Source organism: Halomonas sp. 3H (assembly GCF_024206005.1).
Lineage (GTDB): Bacteria > Pseudomonadota > Gammaproteobacteria > Pseudomonadales > Halomonadaceae > Halomonas > Halomonas campaniensis.
On the sequence record NZ_CP100360.1, the window covers coordinates 1,466,006 to 1,488,998 of the forward strand.

The following is a 22,993-nucleotide window of genomic DNA, read 5'->3' on the forward strand; positions in this document are numbered from 1 at the left end:
TGCAACATGTAGGGTGCCATTTCTCGCGGCGGGCGGAGGTCGGCCGGAAAGCCCCGCTTCGAGGCGCGGGCCAGGGGCGGGCTTGCAGAGTCGCCGAGGCGCCACCATGGTGAGAAGGAGGCCTACCCCCCTTCGACACGGCCGACGAGGAGCCGACCATGAGTGACAAACGCATCGAACGCGACAGCATGGGCGAGCTGGAGGTGCCGGCCGAGGCCCTCTACGGGGCCCAGACCCAGCGTGCCGTCAACAACTTCCCGGTCTCCGGCCAGGCGATGCCGCTGCCCTTCATCCACGCCATCGCGCGGATCAAGCTGGCGGCGGCCCGGGTCAACCGCGACCTCGGCCTGCTCGATGGCGAGCGGGCCGAGGCCATCGTGGCGGCGGCGCAGGCGGTCATCGACGGCCACCACGACGACCAGTTCCCGGTGGATGTCTTCCAGACCGGCTCCGGCACCTCGAGCAACATGAACGTCAACGAGGTGCTGGCCAACCTGGCCAGCCGCCGGGGTGTCGCGGTGGGGCCCAACGACCATGTCAACATGGGGCAGTCCAGCAACGACGTGATCCCCACCGCGATCCACCTGTCGGCGGCGCTGGAGGTGACCGGGCGACTGCGTCCGGCGCTGCTGCACCTGCGCGAGACCCTCGACGCGCGGGCCGCCGAGCTCGATGGCGTGGTCAAGACCGGGCGTACCCACCTGATGGATGCCATGCCGCTGCGCATGAGCCAGGAGCTGGGCGGCTGGTCGAGCCAGGTGGGTCAGGCCATCGAGCGCCTGGACAGTGCCCTGGTGCGGCTCTGCCGCCTGGCCCAGGGGGGCACGGCGGTGGGCACCGGCATCAATGCCCACCCCGAGTTCGCCGCGCGCATGGCGGCCGACCTCGCCGCCCAGACCGGCCTGGCGCTCGCACCCAACGACAGCTTCTTCGCCGGCCTGGCCTCCCAGGACGCCGCCGTGGAGCTCTCCGGCCAGCTCAGGGGGCTGGCCTGCGTGGTGATGAAGATCGCCAACGACCTGCGCTGGATGAATTCCGGCCCCCTGGCCGGGCTCGGCGAGATCGAGCTCGAGGCGCTGCAGCCGGGCAGCTCGATCATGCCGGGCAAGGTCAATCCGGTGATTCCCGAATCCGCCGCCCAGGCCGCCGCCCAGGTGATCGGCCTCGACGCGGCGGTCACGGTGGCGGGGCAGAGCGGCAACTTCCAGCTCAACGTCATGCTGCCGCTGGTGGCCCACAACCTGCTGACCGCCATCGGCCTGATGACCACGACCTCACGGCTGCTGGCTGACCGGGCCATCGCCACCTTCCGGGTGCGCGAGGATCACCTGCAGGGGCCGCTGTCGCGCAATCCCATCCTGGTCACCGCGCTCAACTCGGTGATCGGCTACGACGCCGCGGCGGCCATCGCCAAGCGCGCCTACCAGGCGGGGCGGCCGATCATCGACGTGGCCGAGGAGGAGACCGACCTCTCCCGAGAGGAGCTCGAGCGGCTGCTGGACCCGGCGTCGCTGACCCGGGGCGGGATCCCCGGGTAGCCGGGTTCAGGCCTCCTGGTCTCGCTCCCTGCCTTCGGCGATGGTCTCCCGGGCGTCGCGGCGCTCCTCCCGGTCGGCTTCGGGCGTCTCGTGCTCGTCGGCGCGGGAAGGTCGGTAGCAGAGGGTGACCAGCATCGGGAAATGGTCGGAGCCGATGTGCGGCAGGCGCCGCAGGCCGGCCAGGGTGAAGTGCTCGCTGCTGAAGACGTGGTCCAGGGGCCAGCGCAGCAGCGGATAGTCGGCGTGGAAGGTGCTGAACATGCCGCGCCCGCGGCGCGGATCGAGCATGCCACTGACCCGGCAGAAGAGCCGGGTGGTGCGTGACCAGGCGACATCGTTCAGGTCACCGGCCACCAGCGTCGGGACAGGGTCCTCGTGGATCGCCTTGCCCACCAGCAGGAGCTCGGCATCGCGCCATAGCGACTCCTCGCTCTCGTTGGGCGCCGGCGGGCGAGGGTGCAGGGCATGCAGGCGGACCACGTCTCCGCTGGGCAGTGTGATGCCGGTGTGGATCGAAGGGATGTCCTCCTGGATCAGCCACCTCACCTCGGGGTCGACCAGCGCCCGTCGGGAGTAGAGGTGCATGCCGTAGAGGTTGTCCATCGGCACCCGCACCGCATGGGGCCAGTCATCCCCCAGGGCCCCGTCCAGCCGGGCCTGCCACCAGGCGTCGGACTCCAGGGTCAGCACCAGGTCCGGCCGGTGCTCATGGGCCAGCCGGATGAGCGTCTCGGCATTGCGGTTCGAGGTCAGCACATTGGCGACCAGCAGCGTCACGCAGCGCGGTTCCTGTCCCGGTTCGGCACGCTGGACCTGCACCGGCCACAGCGGGGTCCAGGGCAGGATGCGGGCCGTCTGGAGTCCCAGGGTGGCGAGGCTCGCCGCCAGGGCGACCGTCGACCAGGGCGGCGCTGCCAGCGGGACCAGCAGGGCGGTCAGCGCCGCCAGCGCGGCGAGCTGCAGGCGCGGGAACTCGCAGGCGCGGATCCACCACCAGGTGAGCGGCGACCGGGCGATCAGGGTGGTCGCCAGCAGCGCGATCGCAAGCACGGCCAGCAGGATGGAGAGCACGACAGGACCTCCCGGCGGTCGCGGTGACGTTCAGGCTCCAGCCTACTCCGTCGGCCATCGGTAATGAAGGCTCAGATCACCCTGCGGCGCAGCAGCCCGGTGATCGCCTCGCCGATCAGCACCAGGGCGATGATGGCGATCAGGATGGTGGCCACCGTGGGCCAGGCGAAGGTGTCGATGGCCCCCTGCAGGATCACCCCGATGCCGCCGGCACCCACCAGCCCTAGCACCGTGGATTCGCGGATGTTGATGTCCCAGCGCAGGATCACGATGGCGAAGAACGCCGGCATCACCTGGGGCACCACGGCATAGGCGATCACCTTGAGCTTCGAGGCTCCGGTGGCCTCCATGGCCTCCACCGGGCGGCGGTCGATCTCCTCGATCGCCTCGCCCATCAGCTTGCCGATGAAGCCGATCGATCGGAACATGATCGCGAGAATCCCGGCCAGCACCCCGGGGCCGAAGATCGCCACGAACAGCAGCGCCCAGATGATGGTGTTCACCGACCGGCTCGACACCAGGATGAAGCGCCCCAGCCACAGGCAGGCGCGGTTGGGCGTGGTGTTCTGGGCGGCGATGTAGGAGACCGGCAGGGCGATGAGGATCGTCAGCAGGGTGGCCAGGGTCGCGATGTGCACCGTCTCGACCATGGCGGCGAGGATCTGCCCGAGGCCCCTCGGGTCCGGGGGCCACATCCGCGCGCCGAGGCTGGAGATCTGGTTGGGCGCATCCCACACCCAGGGCCAGAAGATGTCGATGTCCCGCACGGCCCAGACGACCACCATCAGGGTCACCAGCATGACGGCATAGCGGGTCAGCCGCTGCTTCCTGTCGTAGCGCCGCCAGACGCGATCCGCCAGGGCCTGGGAGTGATCTACCATATCTTCTTCCTTACCCAGCCGCTGATCCCCTCGCTGACCAGGATCACCGCGATGATGATCAGCAGGATGGCGAAGGCGAAGTCGTAGTCGTAGCGTCCGAAGGCATTCATCAGGGTCCCGCCGATGCCGCCGGCGCCGACGATCCCCACCACCGCCGAGGCGCGTAGGTTGCTGTCCAGCTGGTACATGGAAAGCCCCACCTGGCGCGGCAGGATCTGCGGGAAGACCGCGTAGAACAGCGTCGCCAGGTAGCCGGCGCCGGTGGCGCGCATCGCTTCCACCTGGCCCCAGTCGATCTCCTCGATCTCCTCGGCGAGCAGCTTGCCGACGAAGCCGATGGAGTAGACGGTCAGGGTGAGGATGCCCGCCAGGGGGCCGAAGCCCACCGCGGCGACGAAGAGGATGGCGACGATCACCGGGTGGAAGCTGCGCGAGACGATGATCACCGCGCGCCCGACCAGGTAGACCGGCCGGGGCACGATGTTCTTCGCCGCCATCACCGCGAAGGGGATCGACAGCAGCACCCCGAGCAGGGTCGCCAGGATGGCGATCTGGAAGCTCTCCTTGAAGCCGGTCAGCAGCAGGTCGGCCCGCTGGAAGCTGGGCGGGAAGCCGCCGCCGAAGATGCGCGCGGCCCGGGGCAGCCCCTCGCCGATGCGCTCCCAGTTGAAGGGCAGGGTGCCGAACGCCCACACCAGGTAGCCCACCAGCAGCAGCCAGGCGCCGTAGCGCAGCCAGGGATTGGCGATGAAGGGCGGCTTGCGCCAGGCCCTGGGGGCGGCGGCTCCGCGCTCAGGTCGCGTCATGGGGCAGGCCTCGATCGCGCTGGGCAGGGGGCGGGGTGGCCGGCGCCACGGGCTCCTCCTCGGGCGACTCGATGCCGCCGTAGATGGCGTCCAGGGCATCCCGGGTGAAGTCATCAGGGGCGCCGTCGAAGATCATCTTGCCGTGGCGCAGGCCGACGATCCGCTCGGTGTAGGTCCTGGCCTGGGCCACGTTGTGGATGTTGATCAGCACCGGCAGCGACAGCTCGCTGGCCAGGCTCTGCAGCAGGATCATGATCTGCTCGGAGGTGCGCGGATCCAGGGAGGCGGTGGGCTCGTCGGCGAGGAGTACCTCCGGCTCCTGCATCAGTGCCCGCACCACCCCGACGCGCTGGCGCTCGCCCCCGGAGAGGGCGTCGGCGCGCTTGTTGGCATAGTGGGCGATGCCGACCCGCTCCATCAGCGAGAAGGCCCTCTCGATGTCCTCGCGGGGGTAGCGACGCGAGATCGCCTGGTAGAGGTTCACGTAGCCGAGCCGGCCGGCCAGGACGTTCTCCATCACCGTGAGGCGATCGATCAGGTTGAAGCCCTGGAAGACCATGCCGATCTTGCGGCGGGCGCGGCGCAGTGCCGCCCCCTTGAGCGCCACCAGTTCGGTGCCGTTGAGCCGGATCGATCCCGAGGTGGGCTCCACCAGGCGGTTGATACAGCGCAGCATGGTGCTCTTGCCGGCCCCGGACGCGCCGACGATCGAGACCACGCTGCTGCCCTCCACCGTCAGGTCGAGCTCCTTGAGGACCGGCTCGTCACGGCCGTAGCGCTTCACCAGCTTCGAGATTTCCAGCATGCATCCCCCTCGCGGATCGGGTTGGCGGGCGGTGCGCCCCCGGCTGGCCGGGGGCGCCGGGCCTCACTCCAGGTTCTCGCGGGTATAGCGGACGTCGTTGGCCGCCTGGATGGTGCGGATGACCTGCCAGTGCTCCTGGTAGTTGATCGGGACGAACTTCTCGACCCCCTCGAACTCGTCGCCGAGCGCGGTGCCGACGAAGTCGAAGCTGAAGAAGGCTTCCTTGATCTTCTCGACCAGCTCGGGGTGCAGGTTGTGGGCGTGGGTGTAGGAGGTGGTGGGGAAGGCGTCGGTCTCGTAGATGATCTTGACGTCCTCCTCGTCGTAGAGGCCGCGGGCTGCCATGCGCTCGACCACCTCGGAGGCCACCGGGGCCGCGTCATAGTCGCGGGCCACCACGCCTAGCATCGACTGGTCGTGGCTGCCGGAGTAGACCACCTCGTAGTCCTCGTCGGGGACGATGCCGAGTTCCGGGAAGAGCGCCCGCGGGGCCAGGTTGCCGGAGTTGGAGGTCGGCGAGGTGTGGGCCACCCGCTTGCCCTTGAGATCCTCGATGGCGTCGATCCCCGAGTCGACATGGGTATAGAGCTGCAGGGTGTAGCCGAACTGGCCGTCGTCGGAGCCCATCAGGGCGAAGGGGACGGCGCCGGCCAGGTTCACCGCAAAGGGCGTCGGGCCGGTGGAGAAGCCAGCGATGTGGAGGCGACCGCTGCGCATGGCCTCGACCTGGGCCGAGTTGGACTGCACGGCGAAGAATCGCACGTTGCGCTCGGTCACCTCCTCGAGGTGGTCGATGAACGGCTGCCAGATATCCGAGTAGATGGCCGGGTCCTCCACCGGGGTGTAGGCGAAGATCAGGGTATCGGGGTTGGCCCACTGGGACTCGTCGGCGGGCAGGTCGGCCACCATGTCGCCGTCCTCGTCGCAGAAGAGGGCGTCGAGGTCGCCGCGGGGGCAGTCGGCCAGGGCCGGTGCCGCCACCAGCATCGACAGCGGCAGCAGGGAGGAGGCGGCCAGGGCAGCCAGGGGAAGCCGTCTCGACGCCCTTGTCGGGGCCGCTGCGGAAACGGGGCTTGTCACTACGGGATCGGTCTGCATGGCGTGCCTCTCGCTTGTTGTTGTTGAGACGACAGGGTGATGCGCGAAACTCGACATGCACGGCACGGGAGTGCGTGCATTCGAAAGACGCACTCCAATCTAGGATTTGTGACAAAGCGATGTCAAACACTTTACCCGACCGGTCAGGATGGCCGCTGTGCCCGCCGCCTCACCTCGTACGGCGAGGCGCTGGCCGCCACGGTCATGCCACCGCGATGGGCGCCCTGGCGGGGGTTGTCGCCGACATTGCCGCGGCCGGCAGGGTGGCCAGGTAGTCGGCCAGCCGCCGATGGGCCGGCGGGTCGAGCCGGATGCCGAGCTTGGTGCGCCGCCACAGGATGTCCTCGGCGGTGGTGGCCCACTCCCGGGTGACCAGGTAGTCCACCTCGGCCCGGGTGAGGCCGGCGCCGAACGCCTCGCCGAGCGCCTCGCGGGAACGCTTGCCGTCCAGGAAGGCCAGGCACAGGGAGCCGTAGCTCCTGGCATAGCGCCGGGCCTGCCCTGGCTCGAGGAAGGGATAGGCCGCGAGCAGCTGTTCGGCAAAGGCCTCCTGGCTCTCGATGTCACCGCCCGGCAGCGGTGCCGTGGCGGTCCAGGGGCGCCCCATGGAGGGCAGGTGGGGCGCGAGCTCGGCCAGTGCCGCCTCGGCGAGCTTGCGGTAGGTGGTGATCTTGCCGCCGAACACCGAGAGCAGCGGCGCGCCGCGGGTGTCCAGGTCCAGGGTGTAGTCCCGGGTCATGGCCGAGGGGTCTGCCGATTCGTCGTCGCACAGCGGCCTCACGCCGGCGAAGGTGTGGAGCACGTCGTCCGAGGTGAGCCGGGCCCGGAAATGGTCGTTGACCACGGAGAGCAGGTAGGTGATCTCCTCGTCGCTGGCGGTGACCCGGGCCGGGTCGCCCTCGTAGCGGCGGTCGGTGGTGCCCACCAGGCTGTAGTCCTCCTCCCAGGGCAGCACGAAGACGATGCGGCGATCGGTGTGCTGCAGGATGTAGGCGCGGTCGTCGTGATTCAGGCGGGGCACCACCAGGTGGCTGCCCTGGATCATGCGGATGGCGTAGCGCGAGTCGCGCTCGGCCTGCCGGCGGACGACCTGCTCGACCCAGGGGCCGGCGGCGTTGACCAGTGCCCGGGCGCGACGGATGAAGCGCCGGCCGCTGCCCGCCTCCTCGAGCTCGACCTCCCACTGGCCGTCGACCTCCCGGGCGCCCACGCAGCGGGTCCGTACCAGCATCTCGGCGCCGTGCTCGCGGGCCTGAAGGGCGTTGAGCACCACCAGGCGGGCGTCATCCACCCAGCAGTCGGAGTATTCGAAGCCCCGTGCGATGTCCGGCTTGAGCCCCTGCGAGGCCTCGAGCCTCACGCTCCGGGAGCCCGGTAGCCGGTCGCGGCGCCCCAGGTGGTCATAGAGGAAGAGCCCGGCGCGGATCATCCAGGCCGGGCGCAGGTGGGCGCGGTGGGGCAGGATGAAGCGCAGCGGCCAGATGATGTGGGGCGCCTTGGCCAGCAGCACCTCGCGTTCGCGCAGCGCCTCGCCGACCAGGCGGAACTCGCGGTGCTCCAGGTAGCGCAGCCCGCCGTGGATCAGCTTGCTGCTGGCCGAGGAGGTGGCGCTCGCCAGGTCGCCCTGCTCGCAGAGCCCCACCGAGAGGCCCCGGCCCGCGGCATCGTTGGCGATGCCCGCGCCGTTGATGCCGCCGCCGATGACGAAGAGGTCGAGAAGCGCTGTCTGCCGGGTCGTTGCCATGTCTCGCTCCAGGGTGCATAGGCCCCGGCCTTTGGCCAGGGTTGGTTGAATACGAACATAGATTATTCGAAACCGAACATCAAGGGGCGATGGTGATCACCACGGGAGGCGGGGAGGGCGTTCCGGCGATCCGGTGGCCAGGCGATCCGACAGGGGCGCGGCTGGACAGGCGAGGGCGAGCGGCGCAAGGCCGGCGGTAAGGGGGCGGGAAAGTGCCAGGCGCCCCACGTGCGGGGCCTGGCGGGGTCACTCGGCAATATGCAGCGCCACGTCGTGGCTGGCCATCAGCTGGCAGATCGCCTGGGGCGGACGGCGATCGGTGAACAGGGCATTGATCTGGGCGATGTTGCCCTGACGTACCGACGGGTTGCGGTGGAACTTGGAGTGGTCGGCGGCGAGGTAGACCTGGCGGGAGTTGCGGATGATCGCCTGGGCGACGCGCACCTCCTGGTAGTCGAACTCCAGCAGCGAGCCGTCCTCGTCGATGCCGCTGATGCCGATGATGCCGTAGTCGACCTTGAACTGGTTGATGAAGTCGATGGTGGCTTCGCCGATGATGCCGCCGTCGCGGGATCGCACCTGGCCGCCGGCGATGATTACGTTGAAGTCCTCCTTGTGCTGGAGGATGGCGGCCACGTTGAGGTTGTTGGTGATCACCTCGAGGTCGCGGTGCTCCAGCAGGGCCTCGGCCACCACCTCGTTGCTGGTGCCGATATTGATGAACAGCGAGGCACCGTCGGGAATCTGTCGGGCCAGCAGCGCCGCGATGCGCTGCTTGGCATCCAGGTTGAGGGTCTTGCGGGTGCTGTAGGCGGTATTGACCGTGCTGGATTCCAGGCCGGCGCCGCCATGGACCCGGCGGATCCGCCCCTCCTCGGCCAGGGCGTTGAGGTCGCGGCGAATCGTCTGGGGGGTGACCGTGAAGTGCTCGGTCAACTGTTCGATACTGGCATAGCCCTGGCGGCGGACCAGGTCGACGATGGCTTCCTGTCGCTGTTGCTGGTTCATGCTGGCTCCTTGTGATCATGCCATTGTAGGCGATGAAGGCCGCGTCCGGCAGTCGCCCGCGGGGCGACATCCGACCAAGGTAGTAGAGCATTCCGAACACGCTGCAGTACTCTTGGTGATCACAAACGAACATGTCATCGCATCGACAACGATAAAACGACAGGAGCCTCCATGGCCGACTACCTGCTTGCCATCGATCAGGGCACCACCAGTTCGCGCGCCATCCTCTTCGACCGCGAGGGCCACAACATTGCCTCCGCCCAGCGGGAGTTCCCCCAGATCTTCCCCCGCGACGGCTGGGTCGAGCATGACCCCGCCGCCCTCTGGTCCAGCGTGCTGACCACTTGCCGAGAGGTCCTCGAAAGGGCCGGCGTCGGTCTCGACGCCGTCATCGGGGCGGGCATCACCAACCAGCGCGAGACCACCGTGGTGTGGGACCGCGAGACCGGTGAGCCACTCTACAACGCCATCGTCTGGCAGGACCGACGCACCGCCGATACCTGCCAGCAGCTGCGCGAAGCCGGCCACCTGGAGGAGGTGCAGGCGCGAACGGGGCTGCTCATCGACCCCTACTTCTCGGCCACCAAGCTGGCCTGGATCCTCGACCATGTGGAGGGGGCCCGCGCGCGGGCCGAGCGCGGCGAGCTGGCCTTCGGCACCGTCGATACCTTCCTGATCTGGAAACTCACCGGGGGCAGGGTGCATGCCACCGACGCCACCAATGCGTCGCGCACCGCGCTGTTCAACATCCATGAGCAGCGCTGGGATCCGGTGCTGCTCGAGCTGTTCGGGATACCCGAGTCGCTGCTGCCCGAGGTGAAGGACTCCAGCGACGACTTCGGCATGATCGACGCCGAGTGGCTCGGTGGCGAGCTGCCCATCGCCGGGGTGGCCGGCGACCAGCAGGCGGCGCTGGTGGGCCAGGCCTGCTTCGCGCCGGGCATGGGCAAGAGTACCTACGGGACCGGTTGCTTCATGATCGTCAATACCGGCGACAAGGCCGAGCTGTCGCGCAACCGGCTGCTGACCACCGTGGGGTATCGCATCGATGGCCGGACCACCTATGCCATGGAGGGCAGTATCTTCGTGGCCGGCGCCACGGTGCAGTGGCTGCGGGACGGCCTGCAACTGTTCGCCGATGCCGCCGAGACCGAGGCACTGGCGCGCAACACCCGCAGCGGCCACAGCGTCTACCTGGTGCCCGCCTTCACCGGGCTCGGCGCGCCGCACTGGGACCCCAAGGCGCGCGGGGCCATCTTCGGGCTGACCCGGGACACCGGCATCGCCGAGATCGTCGCCGCCGGGCTGCAGGCGGTCTGCTACCAGACCCGTGACCTGCAGGCCTGCATGAGCGACGACATGGCCGCCGAGCCCGACACCCTGCGCGTCGATGGCGGCATGGTGGCCAACAACTGGGTGATGCAGTTCCTCGCCGACATGCTTGGGCAGCCCGTGGACCGCCCCACGGTGCTGGAGACCACGGCCCTGGGGGCCGCCTACCTGGCCGGGCTGCGCCTCGGCTGGTACCGCGACCTGGACGAGATCGCCGAGCTCTGGCAGTGCGAGCGGCGCTTCACGCCGCAGATGCCGGAGAAGGAGCGCGAGCGGCTCTACGCCGGCTGGCAGGAGGCGGTGGAACGGGTCAAAAGTGATCGCTGAAGGCTTGCAAAACCCGGAGGAATCGGTAATATATGCATCCGTTGCCGGCGCCAGCACGCGTCGGCAATCTGCTGCTGAAACAGGACCATAGCTCAGTTGGTTAGAGCGCTACCTTGACATGGTAGAGGTCGGCGGTTCGAATCCGCCTGGTCCTACCAGCAGACATCACTATAGGACCATAGCTCAGTTGGTTAGAGCGCTACCTTGACATGGTAGAGGTCGGCGGTTCGAATCCGCCTGGTCCTACCAGATCCCGAGACGCCCCCGCAGCCCTGCTGTGGGGGCGTCTTGCCGTGGGGGTTCGTCAGGGCCGCCCGGCCAGGTCGGTCTGCGCCACGAACACCGCCACCAGGGATTCGATGCCGGCCTGGTCGGCCTCGCTGAAGCGTCCCTTTACCGGGCTGTCCAGGTCCAGCACGCCCCACAGCCGGTCGCCCACCACGATGGGCACCACCAGCTCGGCGTTGGAGGCGGCATCGCAGGCGATATGGTCGGCCACGGCATGCACGTCGTCGATGCGCTGGGTCTGGTGGGTGCGCGCCGCCGCACCGCACACCCCCTTGCCGAACGGGATGGGGTGGCAGGCGGGCTTGCCCTGGAAGGGGCCGAGCCACAGCGTCTCCGGCTCGCGATGCAGGTAGAAGCCGGCCCAGTTCAGATCGGGGAGCTCCTGCATCAGGAAGGCGGTGGTCTGGGCGCTGTTGGTCAGCCAGTCGCGGGTATCGAGCAGCGCCGCCAGCTGGCGGGCGAGCAGGGCGTAGTCAACGGTCATGGGAGCTCCTGAAATAGCAGAGGCCGGCCCCGGGTCCTTGGAAAAGGAGGGGCCGGCCTCTGTTCTTCTAAAGAATCAAGAAAATTCGGGGATGCGTTACGAGCGAAGACAGGTTGATCGCCGCCGGAGCGCAGCTCCCGGAGTGTAGCCCGCTACATGAGGAGAGCGAGCACCGCCGGCGGTCAAGCTGTCGAGCGCAGTAGCATGTCCGTTTTTCTTATTCCCAGCCGGGCACCGCCGCCGGCCCGAACAGCTCTGCCGCCTTGGCCTTCACTTCCTCGGTCTGGTAGCTGCGCACCAGCTGCTGGATCGCCTCGCGCTCCTCGTCGCCCCCGCGCACCACGATCAGGTTGACGTAGGGGGACTCCGGGCCCTCCTTGATCAGGGCGTCGTCCAGGCTCAGGCCGGCGGGCTGGGCGAAGGTGTTGTTGATGAAGGCCATGTCCACGTCGGGAAGCACTCGGGGCAGCTGGGCGGCCTCGATCTCGCGGAAGCGGAAGCCGCGCGGGTTATCCGCCACGTTGAGCGGAGTGGCCTCGAGGTTGGTCGGGTCGTCGAGCTCGATCAGCCCCTCGTTGTGCATCAGGATCAGCGCGCGACCCTCGTTGGAGGGGTCGTTGGGCAGGGCGATCTGGGCGCGCTCGGGGAGCTCGTCGATGCTTGCGTACTTCTCGGAGTAGGCGCCGATGGGGTAGACGAAGGAGCGCCCGGCGATGGCAAAGTCGTAGCCGCGATCGTTGACCATGGCCTGCATGTAGGGCTCATGCTGGTAGGCGTTGGCGTCCAGGCTGCCGTCCGCCAGGGCGGCGTTGGGGGTCACGTAGTCGGTGAACTCTATGATCTCCACGGTCAGGCCGTATTCGCGCTGGGCGATCTCGGCGGCCACCTGCATCACGTCGGTCTCGGGGCCGGCCACGGTACCCACCTTGATGCGATGCTCGTCGGCCAGGGCGCTGCCGGCGCCCAGGGCCAGGCTGGAGGCGAGCAGGGTGCGGATCAGTGTCTTGCGCATGAAGGATCTCCTGTGATGATGGGTCGATGGTAACGAAATAAAAAAAATAATTTAAATAGCTTTTGGCTATTTGTGATCGCTCTTGCGGACCAAGTAATCCCCCAGGCTCTGGAAGCCCTGCACCATCACCACCAGGATCGCCACGGTGATCAGCATGATGGTCGGGTTGAAGCGGTTGTAGCCGTAGCGGATGCCCAGGTCGCCGAGGCCGCCGCCACCTACTGCCCCGGCCATGGCCGAGTAGCTGACCAGGGTGACCACGGTGACGGTGAGCGCGGTGAAGATGCCGCCGCGCGCCTCCGGCAGCAGCACTCGGGTGATGATCTGCCAGGGGGTGGCGCCCATGGACTGGGCCGCCTCGACCAGGCCCGGGTTGATCTCGTTCAGCGCGCCTTCCACCAGGCGGGCGATGAACGGGATCGCGGCGATGGTCAGGGGGACCGCGGCGGCGTTGGTGCCGATGGAGGTGCCCACCAGCATGCGTGTGAAGGGGATGATCGCCACCATCAGGATGATGAAGGGGATCGAGCGGCCGATGTTGGTGATCACCCCCAGCATGCCGCTGACCACCGGCTGGGCCAGCACCTGGCCGGGGCGGGTCACGTAGAGCAGCACCCCGAGCGGGATGCCGACCAGGGCGGAGATCACGCCTGACACCGCCACCATGTAGAGGGTGTCGAGGGTGGCCCGCAGGATCAGGTCAATCAGTGCGCTGGACATGGCCGAGCACCTCCACGTGCAGATCATGGGATTCGAGGTAGTCGATGGCCTCGCGGGTCTTGGTCGGCGAGCCCATCAGTTCGGCGATCATCAACCCCAGGGTGCGGTCCTGGATCGACTCCACCTTGGCCTGCAGGATGCTGACGTCCACGCCGCACTCCCGGGCCAGCCGCGAGATCAGCGGGGTGGAGACCGCGTCGCCCGAGAAGGCCAGGCGCACCACCGGGTGGGTCTGCTCGCCGGGAACCGCCTCCAGCTGGTCGATCAGCGCGCGGGGCGGCTCCAGCTGGAGGAAGTCGTTGAGGAACTCGCGGCCGAGTCGGGTGCGCGGCGCGGTGAAGAAGTCGCCCACGTCGGCCTCCTCCACCAGCTCGCCCCCCGAGATGAGGCTGACCCGGTGGCAGATCGACTTGACCACCTCCATCTCGTGGGTGATCAGCAGGATGGTCAGCCCCAGGCGCTGGTTGATGTCGCGCAGCAGGGCGAGGATCGAGCCGGTGGTCTGGGGGTCCAGCGCCGAGGTGGCCTCGTCGCAGAGCAGCACCTTGGGGCGGCTGGCCAGCGCCCGGGCGATGGCCACGCGCTGCTTCTGGCCGCCGGAGAGCTGGGCCGGGTACTGGCTCGCCTTGTCGGCCAGGCCCACCAGCTCCAGCAGCGGCGCGACTCGCTCGCGGATCTCGGCGCGCTTCATGCCCATCAGCTCCAGCGGCAGGGCCACGTTGGCGAACACGGTGCGGTTGGTGAGCAGGTTGAAGTGCTGGAAGATCATGCCGATGCGATGGCGCGCCTGGTTGAGCGCCTGGCGGGAGAGCCCGGTGAGCTCCTGGCCATCCACGCTGACGCTGCCGCTGGTGGGGCGCTCGAGCAGGTTTACGCAGCGGATCAGCGTCGACTTGCCGGCCCCGGAGAGGCCGATCACGCCATGGATCTGGCCCTGGGGGACATGCAGGTCGACGTTCTTGAGGGCCTGGACCGTCCTGGCGCCGCCGTCGGGCCTGCCTGCATCCGGGCCTCGCTTGCGGCCCTTGATGATGAAGGTCTTGGAAACGTTGTGGAGTCGTATCATGGAAGCCACCGCAGGGGGCGCCGTGGCGGGCCGTGCAGGGCAGGGCGCACAAAAAAAGGCCACCCTTGCGGGTGGCCATCAACGCTGGACACACCCTTTTAGCTGCACTTCGCGCCGTGACGTCCCGAAGGGGCCACGGCGCTGGCGCCCGCAATCCGGGGTCAAATCGGCGCCATCAAAATGTGCGCGAAAGGATAGGGCGCGCGCAGGGGCAAGTCAATCTCAATGGTGCATGCTGCCGACCTGGCGCGGTGATTCAGCAATATTTCCTGTTGTATTTGCTCTTTTTGGCTGTTGATTCTGTCGTGCCTGCCCGGTCGGGTCGCCCGGGGGACGTATCTCCGGCGCCGTCGTGGACGCGGTCGCCGCGGATTCCCTACACTGTTTCCCCTTCGTGCCCCGCCCCGGGGCACGCGTCAGTCGAGGAGACGCCATGTTTACAGGCATCGTGCAGGGCACCGCCGAGGTGGTCGCCATCGAGGAGGCCGAGGCCTTCCGTACCCATGTGATCGCGCTGCCCGAGGCGTTGCGCCAGGGGCTCGAGATCGGGGCCTCGGTGGCCCACAACGGGGTCTGCCTCACGGTCACGGCCATCGACGGCGAGCGGGTCAGCTTCGACCTGATGCGCGAGACCCTGCGGGTGACCAACCTTGGTGCAGTCGAGGTGGGCAGCCGCGTCAATATCGAGCGGGCGGCTCGCTTCGGTGACGAGATCGGCGGCCATGCCATGTCGGGCCACGTGATGGCGGTGGCCGAGCTGGTCGAGCTCGACGAGGCACCCAACAACCGCCGGCTGTGGTTCGAACTGCCCCATGCACTGGGCCGCTTCCTGTTCGACAAGGGGTACATCGGCGTCGACGGCATCAGCCTGACCATCGGCGAGGTGCGTCCGGCCACCGCGGCCCACGGGCCGCGGTTCTGCGTCAACCTGATTCCCGAGACCCTGGCGCGCACCACCCTGGTGGACCGGGTGCCGGGGGATGGGGTGAACATCGAGATCGACCCCCAGACCCAGGCCATCGTCGAGACCGTCGAACGGGTGCTGGCGGCCCGCGGCGCCTGAACCAGGCGTGATCTGACCGTTCCGTCAGGTCTGCGTTGGTGGCGCGGCTGGCGCCTGGCCCGGCCTTTGCTTATACAGGGGGAAGCGTCTGAATCGGCGGCCTTCCGGTCCCTCGCATCCCATCGGGGATGCGGGTACCATAGGCCGCTTTTCTCGTGACCCTTCTCGCCCCCCAGGGACCGTCGCAACGTCCACGCGCGCAGGAATGAGCCCCATGAAGAGCCTGATCGACAAGCAGTTCAAGCTGTCCGAGCACAACACCAGCATCAAGACCGAGGTCATCGCCGGGATCACCACCTTCCTGACCATGGCCTACATCATCTTCGTCAACCCCAGCATCCTCTCCGAGGCGGGCATGGACTACGGCGCGGTCTTCGTCGCCACCTGCCTGGCGGCGGCCGTGGGCTGCCTGATCATGGGGCTGTGGGCCAACTACCCGATCGCCCAGGCCCCGGGCATGGGCCTCAACGCCTTCTTCACCTACGGCGTGGTGCTGGGCATGGGCTACACCTGGGAGGCGGCCCTCGGTGCGGTCTTCTTCTCGGGCTTCTGCTTCTTCCTGCTGAGCATCTTCAAGGTGCGCGAGTGGATCATCAACTCGATCCCGCTCTCCCTGCGCCTGGGGATCGCCGCCGGTATCGGCCTGTTCCTGGCGATGATCGCGCTGAAGAACGCCGGCATCGTGGTCGCCAACCCGGCCACCTACGTCGCCCTGGGGGACCTCTCCGAGCCGGCGGCCATCTACGCGCTGCTGGGCTTCTTCGTGATCACCGCGCTGGCCTACCTCAAGGTCACCGGGGCGGTGATGATCGGCATCCTCGGGATCACCGTGATCGCCATGGTGCTGGGCCACAACGAGTATGGCGGCCTGATGTCCATGCCGCCCTCCATCGCGCCCACCTTCATGGCGCTGGACCTCTGGGGCGCGCTGGATGTCGCCATGCTCAGCGTCATCTTCGCCTTCCTGTTCGTCGACCTCTTCGACACCTCCGGCACCCTGGTGGGCGTGGCCCATCGCGGCAAGCTGCTGGACAAGGACGGTAAGCTGCCGCGCATCGGCCGCGCCATGATGGCCGACAGCGGCGCCTCCATGGCCGGCGCGGTGCTCGGCACCTCGACCACCACCAGCTACATCGAGTCCACCGCCGGCATCGCCTCCGGCGGTCGCACCGGCCTGACCGCCGTGGTGGTCGCCGCGCTGTTCCTGGTCAGCCTGTTCTTCGCCCCGCTGGCCGGCTCGATTCCCGCCTACGCCACCGCCGGTGCCCTGCTCTACGTGGCGGTGCTGATGGCCGGCAGCCTGGCCCATGCCAACTGGGAAGACCCCACCGACGCCGCGCCGGTGCTGATCGCCGCCCTGGCCATGCCGCTGACCTTCTCGATCGCCGAGGGCATCGCCCTGGGCTTCATCAGCTACGCTGCGATCAAGGCACTCTCCGGCCGCTTCAAGGACCTGAACCCGGCGGTGATCGTGCTGGCGCTGCTGTTTGCCGCCAAGTTCCTGTTCCTCGACTGACCCACCGATTGCACCCACTCACCGAGACTCGACTTAATGAGCATCTACGGCGACTACATCAAGTCCGTGATCCGCACCGTCCCCGACTGGCCGCAGCCGGGGGTCAACTTCCGCGACATCACCCCGCTGCTGCAGAACAGTGCGGCCTTCCGCAAGCTGATCGACAGCTTCGTGCACCGCTACCAGGAGATGGACCTCGACGCCATCGCCGCCATCGATGCCCGCGGCTTCATCGTCGGTGCACCGCTGGCCTACGAGCTGGGCTGCAGCTTCGTGCCGGTGCGCAAGAAGGGCAAGCTGCCGTTCCGTACCATCAGCGAGACCTACACCCTGGAGTACGGCGAGGCCGAGGTGGAGTTGCACTCCGACGCCTTCAAGCAGGGCGATCGCATCCTGATCGTCGATGACCTGATCGCCACCGGCGGCACCATGCTGGCCGCCGCCAAGCTGATCACCCGCAGCGGCGGCCAGGTGGTGGAGACCGCCACCATCGTCGACCTGCCGGACCTCGGCGGCTCCGAGCGCATCCGCGAAGCGGGCTACAGCGTCTTCGCCGTCTGTGCCTTCAGCGAGGACGAGTGACCATGAGCAGCAACCGCTACCACAAGCACTTCACGGTCTCCTGGGACCAGCTGCACCGCGACGTGCGCGAGCTCTGCCACCGGCTGGTGGAGCGCGACTTCAAGGGTATCGTGGCCATCACCCGCGGGGGGCTGATCCCCGCCGCGCTGATCGCCCGGGAGCTCAACGTGCGGCTGATCGATACCGTGTGCATCAAGAGCTACGACCACATGGAGCAGGGGGGCCTCGATGTGATGAAGGGCGTCGACCACGACGGCGAGGGTTGGCTGCTGGTGGACGACCTGGTGGATACCGGCAAGACCGCGCGCAAGGTGCGCGAGATGCTGCCCCGTGCCCACTTCGTCACGATCTACGCCAAGCCCGAGGGCAAGCCGCTGGTGGACCAGTACCTCACCGAGGTCGCCCAGGACTGCTGGATCCAGTTCCCCTGGGACATGGGCGTGGCCTACGTCGAGCCGCTGGTCGACCAGGCCAAGCGCTGAGCCCCTGAGGAGAGCCCCGTGATGGCCTGTCCGCTCCCCGACAGCTGGCAGCAGTGGCTGGGTGACGAGTTCGAGGCGCCCTACATGCAGGCGCTGCGCGACTTCCTGGCCGCCGAGAAGGCGGCCAGGAAGGTGATCTACCCGCACTCCGCGGACTGGTTCCGGGCCTTCGAGCTCACCTCCCTGGACGCCGTCAAGGTGGTGATCCTCGGCCAGGATCCCTACCACGGGCCGAACCAGGCCCACGGGCTCTGCTTCTCGGTGCGCGAGGGCGTGCGCGTGCCGCCGTCGCTGGCCAACATCTACAAGGAGCTGGCCGCCGATGTGGGCTTCCGGGCGGTCCCCCACGGCAACCTGGCGCACTGGGCGCGCCAGGGGGTGCTGCTGCTCAACACCTCCCTGACGGTGGAGCAGGGCAATGCGGGGTCCCACCGCGGCCGCGGCTGGGAGACCTTCACCGACCGCGCCATCGAGGTCGTCAACGCCCATGCCGCTCCGTCGGTGTTCCTGCTGTGGGGCAGCCCGGCGCGGAAGAAGAAGGCGCTGGTCGACACCTTCCGCCACCTGGTGCTGGAGTCGCCGCATCCCTCGCCGCTCTCGGCCCACCGCGGCTTCTTCGGCAACCACCACTTCTCCCGGGCCAATGCCTTTCTGGTGGAGCAGGGCCGCACGCCCATCGACTGGCAGCTGCCCGAGGTGCCATAGCCGCGTACTCAGACAGGCAGGGCCCGCTTCGTTACCCATGTCGCGCTAGCCAGACAGGCAGGGCCAGCTTCGTTACCCATGTCGCGCTAGCGAAAGGCGCCGGGGACAGGCGAGAGAGGGGGTCCTATGCCAGGGATGGCATCGGTAGCGCCCAGGGAGGGGTTCACAGCGCCCCCTCGAAGGCCTGTCGCCGGAACAGCCTTGAGCGATGACTGCATCTGCCACAGGCACCGCGCCTTAACCTCGCGGCGGGATGCGGGTAGAATGGCCGCCAATTTGTCGGCCAGGTCCATGCGACCAAGGTCGGCCCTGTCTCCCGCCGCCCCAAGAGTGAAGAGGTCCGCCCATGAGCGTCCACGCCATCCAGCACCCCCTGGTCCAGCACAAGCTCGGCCTGATGCGTGAAGCCGGCATCAGCACCAAGAGTTTCCGCGAACTGGCCGGGGAGCTGGCCAAGCTGCTCACCTACGAGGCGACCCAGGACCTGGAACTGCAGACCCAGGAGATCGACGGCTGGAGCGGCGGCAAGATCCCGGTCAAGCTGCTCAAGGGCAAGAAGGTCACCATCGTGCCGATCCTGCGCGCCGGCCTGGGCATGCTCGACGGCGTGACCGACCTGATCCCCAGTGCGCGGATCAGCGTGGTGGGCCTCTACCGCGACGAGGAGACCCTCGAGCCGGTACCTTACTTCGCCAAGTTCGCCAATGACCTCGACGAGCGCATGGCCATCGTCATCGACCCCATGCTGGCCACCGGTGGCACCATGGTGGCGACCCTGGACATGCTGCGCGAGCGCGGCTGCAGGCACATGAAGGTGATCGTGCTGGTGGCCGCCCCCGAGGGCATCAAGCGGGTCCAGGAGGCCTATCCGGACATCGAGATCTACACCGCCTCGGTGGACGACCACCTGGACGAGCACGGCTACATCGTGCCCGGCCTGGGGGATGCCGGGGACAAGATCTTCGGCACCCGCTGAGGTTCGGCTCCGGCCCAAGCCGCGGCCCTTTCGCCTCGGACCACTCGCCTCAGACCCTTGCCGTCTGCGCCTCGCCCACGGGGTCGTGTTCATTCGTGAACATGGCCCCGTTTGCTTTTCGCCCCGCATGTCGCCGCCCACGACTTCGCCTAAAGTATAAATTCGAAAATATATCTTTATTTTCAGCAGGTTGTTAGCCATCCATGGCGGATCGTCGGCGGTTCTCGAATTTTCGTTAAGCAACATGGATGTCATCAAAGCGCGCCTGATCTATGGTGTTCGGACGTCGACATGATCGTCGTCATACAAAAACGAACAACCGAGACTCGCCATGTCATTGATCCTGGAAAATATCGATCTGACGGTCGGTGGCGCCACTCACGTTGCGGATGTGAACCTCGAGCTGGAACCCGGCTCCTTCAACGTCCTGCTGGGGCGCACCCTGGCCGGCAAGACGACCCTGATGCGGCTGATGGCCGGGCTCGATACGCCCACCCGTGGCCGCGTGCTGATGAACGGCCAGGACGTCACCGGGGTGTCCGTGCGGCGCCGCAACGTCTCCATGGTCTACCAGCAGTTCATCAACTACCCCTCGCTGAGCGTCTACGACAACATCGCCTCGCCGCTGCGGCTGGCCAGGGTGAGCAAGGCCGAGATCGACCGGCGGGTCCGCGAGACCGCCGAGATGTTGCATATCGAACATCTGCTCGATCGTCTGCCCCTGGAGCTCTCCGGCGGCCAGCAGCAGCGCACCGCCATGGGGCGGGCGCTGGTCAAGGATGCCGATATCGTGCTCTTCGACGAGCCGCTGGTGAACCTCGACTACAAGCTGCGCGAGGAATTCCGCGAGGAGCTGCGCACCCTGTTCAGCCAGCGCAACTGCATCGCCGTCTACGCCACCACCGAGCCGGCGGAGGCCCTGGCCCTGGGCGGCCATACCGCGGTGCTCCACGAGGGGCGCCTGCTGCAGTACGGACGCACCGACGACGTCTACCACCGCCCGCTGGATATCCTCACCGCCGAGATGTTCTCCGAGCCGCCGATCAACATCATGCGCGGCATCATCTCGGGGGCCGAGGTCACCTTCGACAAGCGCGTCCACTTCCCGCTCAACGACGACCTGCGCACCCTGGCGCCCGGCGAGTACCGCTTCGGCGTGCGTCCGGCCCATATCGCCCTGGCGCCGCGCTCCGACGATGACATCGAGGTCGAGATGGAGGTCGACATGGCCGAGATCAGCGGCTCCGAGACCTTCCTGCACGTGCGTAATGCGCTGTACCACCTGACCGTCCACCTCGAGGGGGTGCACGAGTTCACCCCCGGCCAGGCGGTCAGGCTCTACATCCCCACCCACAAGGTCTACGCCTTCGACCGTCAGGGTGCCGTGGTCCACATTCCGACCCACGCCGGGAGGGCATGAAATGGCCGAGATTACCCTGAAGGGCCTGGCCCACTCCTACCTGGCCGCACCATCCTCCCCCGAGGACTATGCCATCCGCGAGATGAACCACGTCTGGCACCAGGGCGGGGCCTATGCGCTGCTCGGCCCCTCCGGCTGCGGCAAGTCGACCCTGCTCAACATCATCTCGGGGCTGCTTGAACCCTCCAGCGGCGACGTGCTGTTCGACGGTGAGCGGGTCAATGCCCTGCCGCCCGAGGCGCGCAACATCGCCCAGGTGTTCCAGTTCCCCGTCGTCTACGACACCATGACGGTCTACGACAACCTGGCCTTTCCGCTGCGCAACATCGGCACCCCCGCCGACAAGGTGCGCGAGCGGGTCCTGGAGGTGGCGGACGTCCTCGAGCTGACTCCCCAGCTCGGCCGCAAGGCCAAGAACCTCACCGCCGACGAGAAGCAGAAGGTCTCCATGGGGCGCGGCCTGGTGCGCGATGACGTCTCGGCGATCCTCTTCGACGAGCCGCTGACGGTCATCGACCCCCAGCTGAAGTGGAAGCTGCGCCGCAAGCTCAAGGAGATCCACCAGCGCTTCAACATCACCATGGTCTACGTCACCCACGACCAGCTCGAGGCGTCGACCTTCGCCGACAGGATCGCGGTGATGTACCAGGGGCAGGTGGTGCAGTTCGGCACGCCGCGGGAGCTCTTCGAGACGCCCAACCACACCTTCGTCGGCTACTTCATCGGCAGCCCCGGGATGAACTTCCTCGAGGTGGAGGCCCGCGACGGCCGGGTGATGGTCGGGGGGCTGCCGCTCCCCGTGCCGGAGGCGGTGCATGCGGCGGTGGCCGGCGCGCGCTCGGCCAACGTCAAGCTGGGCATCCGGCCCGAGTTCGTCGAGGTGCATGCCGCCCCGGTCGACGACGCCATGGAGGCCGTGGTGGAGGATGTCCAGGACCTCGGCACCTACGCCATCCTCTCGCTGCGGCTGGGGGAGATCCCCTTCAAGGCCCGCATCGAGGAGGACGAGACCCTGCCGCGTGACAGGGCCTGGCTGCGCTTCCCGCTGGCGCGGCTTGGCCTCTATGTCGACGAGTTCCGCGTGGAGATTCCCCATGAATAACAAGATCCACAACAACCGCGCCTGGTGGTTGATCCTGCCCATGCTGCTGCTGGTGGCCTTCTCGGCGATCATTCCGCTGATGACCGTGGTGAACTACTCCGTCCAGGATGTCTTCGACGCCAACACCCGGTTCTTCACCGGCGTGGAGTGGTTCCAGGAGACCCTCAACAACCCGGCGCTGCAGGCCGCCCTGATGCGCCAGTTCGCCTTCTCGCTGACGGTGCTGGCCATCGAGGTGCCACTGGGCATCGGCATCGCGCTGCTGATGCCCAAGAAGGGCTGGCAGGCCTCGGCGATCCTGATACTCGTGACCATGCCGCTGCTGATTCCCTGGAACGTGGTGGGCAGCATCTGGCAGATCTTCACCCGTGGCGACATCGGCCTGATGGGCTGGGGCCTGCGCGAGCTGGGCTACGGCTACAACATCACTCGCAGCGCCGTGGACGCCTGGGGCACCATCATCCTGATGGATGTCTGGCACTGGACGCCGCTGATCGCGCTGCTCTGCTACAGCGGCCTGCGCTCGATCCCGGACGCCTACTACCAGGCGGCGCGCATCGACCGCGCCTCGCGCTGGGCGGTGTTCCGCTACATCCAGCTGCCCAAGCTCACCAACGTGCTGGTCATCGGCATCCTGCTGCGCTTCATGCACTCCTTCATGATCTACGCTGAGCCCTTCGTGCTGACCGGGGGCGGGCCGGGCAACTCCACCACCTTCCTCAGCCAGTCGCTGACCACCATGGCCATCGGGCAGCAGGACCTCGGCCCCTCGGCGGCATTCTCGCTGATCTACTTCCTGATCATCCTGCTGGTCTGCTGGGTGTTCTACACGGCGATCATGAATCTCCAGAAGGACAAGCAACAGGACAAGGGGGCCTGACATGAACCAGTCGATTCCCACCACGCCGGAGGCGGTACGCAAGCAGGCCGCCGCGGCCGATGCCCGGCGCCGCCGTCAGGCCCGCCC

General features: G+C 67.6%; 22 protein-coding genes and 2 tRNA genes. 13 read left to right on the plus strand and 11 right to left on the minus strand.

Annotation, left to right across the window (positions count from 1 at the left end):
• Positions 1 to 158: 158 nt before the first annotated feature.
• Complete coding sequence (locus NFC98_RS06905; RefSeq protein ID WP_254277362.1) at positions 159 to 1,538, plus strand: lyase family protein; 1,380 nt, start codon at positions 159 to 161, stop codon at positions 1,536 to 1,538.
• A gap of 6 nt (positions 1,539 to 1,544) precedes the next feature.
• Here NFC98_RS06905 and NFC98_RS06910 read toward each other — a convergent pair whose 3' ends face one another.
• The 7 genes from NFC98_RS06910 to NFC98_RS06940 form a co-directional block, all read right to left on the minus strand.
• Entirely contained in the window at positions 1,545 to 2,609 is a 1,065-nt protein-coding gene (locus tag NFC98_RS06910; protein ID WP_254277363.1) for an endonuclease/exonuclease/phosphatase family protein, read from the minus strand.
• Positions 2,610 to 2,680: 71 nt separating this feature from the next.
• The gene (gene phnE / locus NFC98_RS06915) at positions 2,681 to 3,490 is read right to left on the minus strand and encodes a phosphonate ABC transporter, permease protein PhnE (RefSeq protein WP_254277364.1); all 810 of its coding nucleotides are present in this window, start codon (positions 3,488 to 3,490) and stop codon (positions 2,681 to 2,683) included.
• The gene (gene phnE / locus NFC98_RS06920) at positions 3,484 to 4,296 is read right to left on the minus strand and encodes a phosphonate ABC transporter, permease protein PhnE (protein WP_254277365.1); all 813 of its coding nucleotides are present in this window, start codon (positions 4,294 to 4,296) and stop codon (positions 3,484 to 3,486) included. The genes phnE (NFC98_RS06915) and phnE (NFC98_RS06920) overlap by 7 nt, the downstream gene beginning before the upstream one ends.
• Entirely contained in the window at positions 4,283 to 5,101 is an 819-nt protein-coding gene (phnC, locus tag NFC98_RS06925) for a phosphonate ABC transporter ATP-binding protein (RefSeq protein WP_254277366.1), read from the minus strand. The genes phnE (NFC98_RS06920) and phnC overlap by 14 nt, the downstream gene beginning before the upstream one ends.
• Positions 5,102 to 5,164: 63 nt before the next feature.
• Positions 5,165 to 6,088 carry a phosphate/phosphite/phosphonate ABC transporter substrate-binding protein gene (phnD, locus tag NFC98_RS06930; protein WP_254277801.1) on the minus strand — a complete coding sequence of 308 codons (924 nt, stop codon included), beginning with the start codon at positions 6,086 to 6,088 and terminating at the stop codon, positions 5,165 to 5,167.
• Positions 6,089 to 6,401: 313 nt separating this feature from the next.
• Entirely contained in the window at positions 6,402 to 7,943 is a 1,542-nt protein-coding gene (gene glpD / locus NFC98_RS06935) for a glycerol-3-phosphate dehydrogenase (protein ID WP_254277367.1), read from the minus strand.
• 246 nt (positions 7,944 to 8,189) lie between these two features.
• Positions 8,190 to 8,951 (minus strand): DeoR/GlpR family transcriptional regulator, encoded by a 762-nt coding sequence (locus NFC98_RS06940; RefSeq protein ID WP_254277368.1) that lies wholly within the window; start codon positions 8,949 to 8,951, stop codon positions 8,190 to 8,192.
• Between the two features lie 171 nt (positions 8,952 to 9,122).
• On the opposite strand from NFC98_RS06940, the gene glpK reads away from it, so the two are divergent.
• From glpK to NFC98_RS06955, 3 genes are all read left to right on the plus strand, one after another.
• Positions 9,123 to 10,610, plus strand: coding sequence for a glycerol kinase GlpK (gene glpK, locus NFC98_RS06945; protein WP_254277369.1), 1,488 nt, complete (start codon positions 9,123 to 9,125; stop codon positions 10,608 to 10,610).
• Positions 10,611 to 10,691: 81 nt separating this feature from the next.
• Positions 10,692 to 10,768: transfer RNA gene (locus tag NFC98_RS06950), tRNA-Val, on the plus strand.
• A gap of 14 nt (positions 10,769 to 10,782) precedes the next feature.
• Positions 10,783 to 10,859 (plus strand) — tRNA-Val (locus NFC98_RS06955).
• A gap of 55 nt (positions 10,860 to 10,914) precedes the next feature.
• Here the strand turns inward: NFC98_RS06955 and NFC98_RS06960 are convergent.
• From NFC98_RS06960 to NFC98_RS06975, 4 genes are all read right to left on the minus strand, one after another.
• Complete coding sequence (locus NFC98_RS06960) at positions 10,915 to 11,382, minus strand: GAF domain-containing protein (protein WP_254277370.1); 468 nt, start codon at positions 11,380 to 11,382, stop codon at positions 10,915 to 10,917.
• Positions 11,383 to 11,599: 217 nt separating this feature from the next.
• A complete protein-coding gene (locus NFC98_RS06965) occupies positions 11,600 to 12,394 on the minus strand; it encodes a MetQ/NlpA family ABC transporter substrate-binding protein (RefSeq protein WP_254277371.1) in 795 nt (264 codons plus the stop codon).
• A gap of 66 nt (positions 12,395 to 12,460) precedes the next feature.
• The gene (locus NFC98_RS06970) at positions 12,461 to 13,114 is read right to left on the minus strand and encodes a methionine ABC transporter permease (protein ID WP_254277372.1); all 654 of its coding nucleotides are present in this window, start codon (positions 13,112 to 13,114) and stop codon (positions 12,461 to 12,463) included.
• Positions 13,095 to 14,180: a methionine ABC transporter ATP-binding protein gene (locus tag NFC98_RS06975; RefSeq protein WP_254277373.1), complete on the minus strand. Its 1,086-nt coding sequence runs from the start codon at positions 14,178 to 14,180 to the stop codon at positions 13,095 to 13,097. Before NFC98_RS06975 ends, NFC98_RS06970 begins: the two co-directional genes overlap by 20 nt.
• Positions 14,181 to 14,613: 433 nt before the next feature.
• On the opposite strand from NFC98_RS06975, the gene NFC98_RS06980 reads away from it, so the two are divergent.
• The 9 genes from NFC98_RS06980 (at position 14,614) to NFC98_RS07020 (ending at position 22,906) form a co-directional block, all read left to right on the plus strand.
• Entirely contained in the window at positions 14,614 to 15,243 is a 630-nt protein-coding gene (locus tag NFC98_RS06980) for a riboflavin synthase subunit alpha (RefSeq protein WP_254277374.1), read from the plus strand.
• Positions 15,244 to 15,457: 214 nt separating this feature from the next.
• Positions 15,458 to 16,759, plus strand: coding sequence for an NCS2 family permease (locus NFC98_RS06985; protein WP_254277375.1), 1,302 nt, complete (start codon positions 15,458 to 15,460; stop codon positions 16,757 to 16,759).
• 36 nt (positions 16,760 to 16,795) lie between these two features.
• Positions 16,796 to 17,341 (plus strand): adenine phosphoribosyltransferase, encoded by a 546-nt coding sequence (locus tag NFC98_RS06990; RefSeq protein ID WP_183331327.1) that lies wholly within the window; start codon positions 16,796 to 16,798, stop codon positions 17,339 to 17,341.
• Between the two features lie 2 nt (positions 17,342 to 17,343).
• Complete coding sequence (gene gpt, locus NFC98_RS06995) at positions 17,344 to 17,823, plus strand: xanthine phosphoribosyltransferase (RefSeq protein ID WP_183331324.1); 480 nt, start codon at positions 17,344 to 17,346, stop codon at positions 17,821 to 17,823.
• A 21-nt stretch (positions 17,824 to 17,844) separates the two neighbouring features.
• A complete protein-coding gene (gene ung / locus NFC98_RS07000) occupies positions 17,845 to 18,528 on the plus strand; it encodes a uracil-DNA glycosylase (protein ID WP_254277376.1) in 684 nt (227 codons plus the stop codon).
• Positions 18,529 to 18,874: 346 nt separating this feature from the next.
• The gene (upp, locus tag NFC98_RS07005) at positions 18,875 to 19,504 is read left to right on the plus strand and encodes a uracil phosphoribosyltransferase (RefSeq protein WP_183331320.1); all 630 of its coding nucleotides are present in this window, start codon (positions 18,875 to 18,877) and stop codon (positions 19,502 to 19,504) included.
• A 331-nt stretch (positions 19,505 to 19,835) separates the two neighbouring features.
• A complete protein-coding gene (locus NFC98_RS07010) occupies positions 19,836 to 20,924 on the plus strand; it encodes an ABC transporter ATP-binding protein (RefSeq protein WP_254277377.1) in 1,089 nt (362 codons plus the stop codon).
• A gap of 1 nt (position 20,925) precedes the next feature.
• Positions 20,926 to 22,026 (plus strand): ABC transporter ATP-binding protein, encoded by a 1,101-nt coding sequence (locus NFC98_RS07015; RefSeq protein WP_254277378.1) that lies wholly within the window; start codon positions 20,926 to 20,928, stop codon positions 22,024 to 22,026.
• A complete protein-coding gene (locus NFC98_RS07020) occupies positions 22,019 to 22,906 on the plus strand; it encodes a carbohydrate ABC transporter permease (RefSeq protein WP_254277379.1) in 888 nt (295 codons plus the stop codon). The genes NFC98_RS07015 and NFC98_RS07020 overlap by 8 nt, the downstream gene beginning before the upstream one ends.
• Positions 22,907 to 22,993 lie beyond the last annotated feature (87 nt).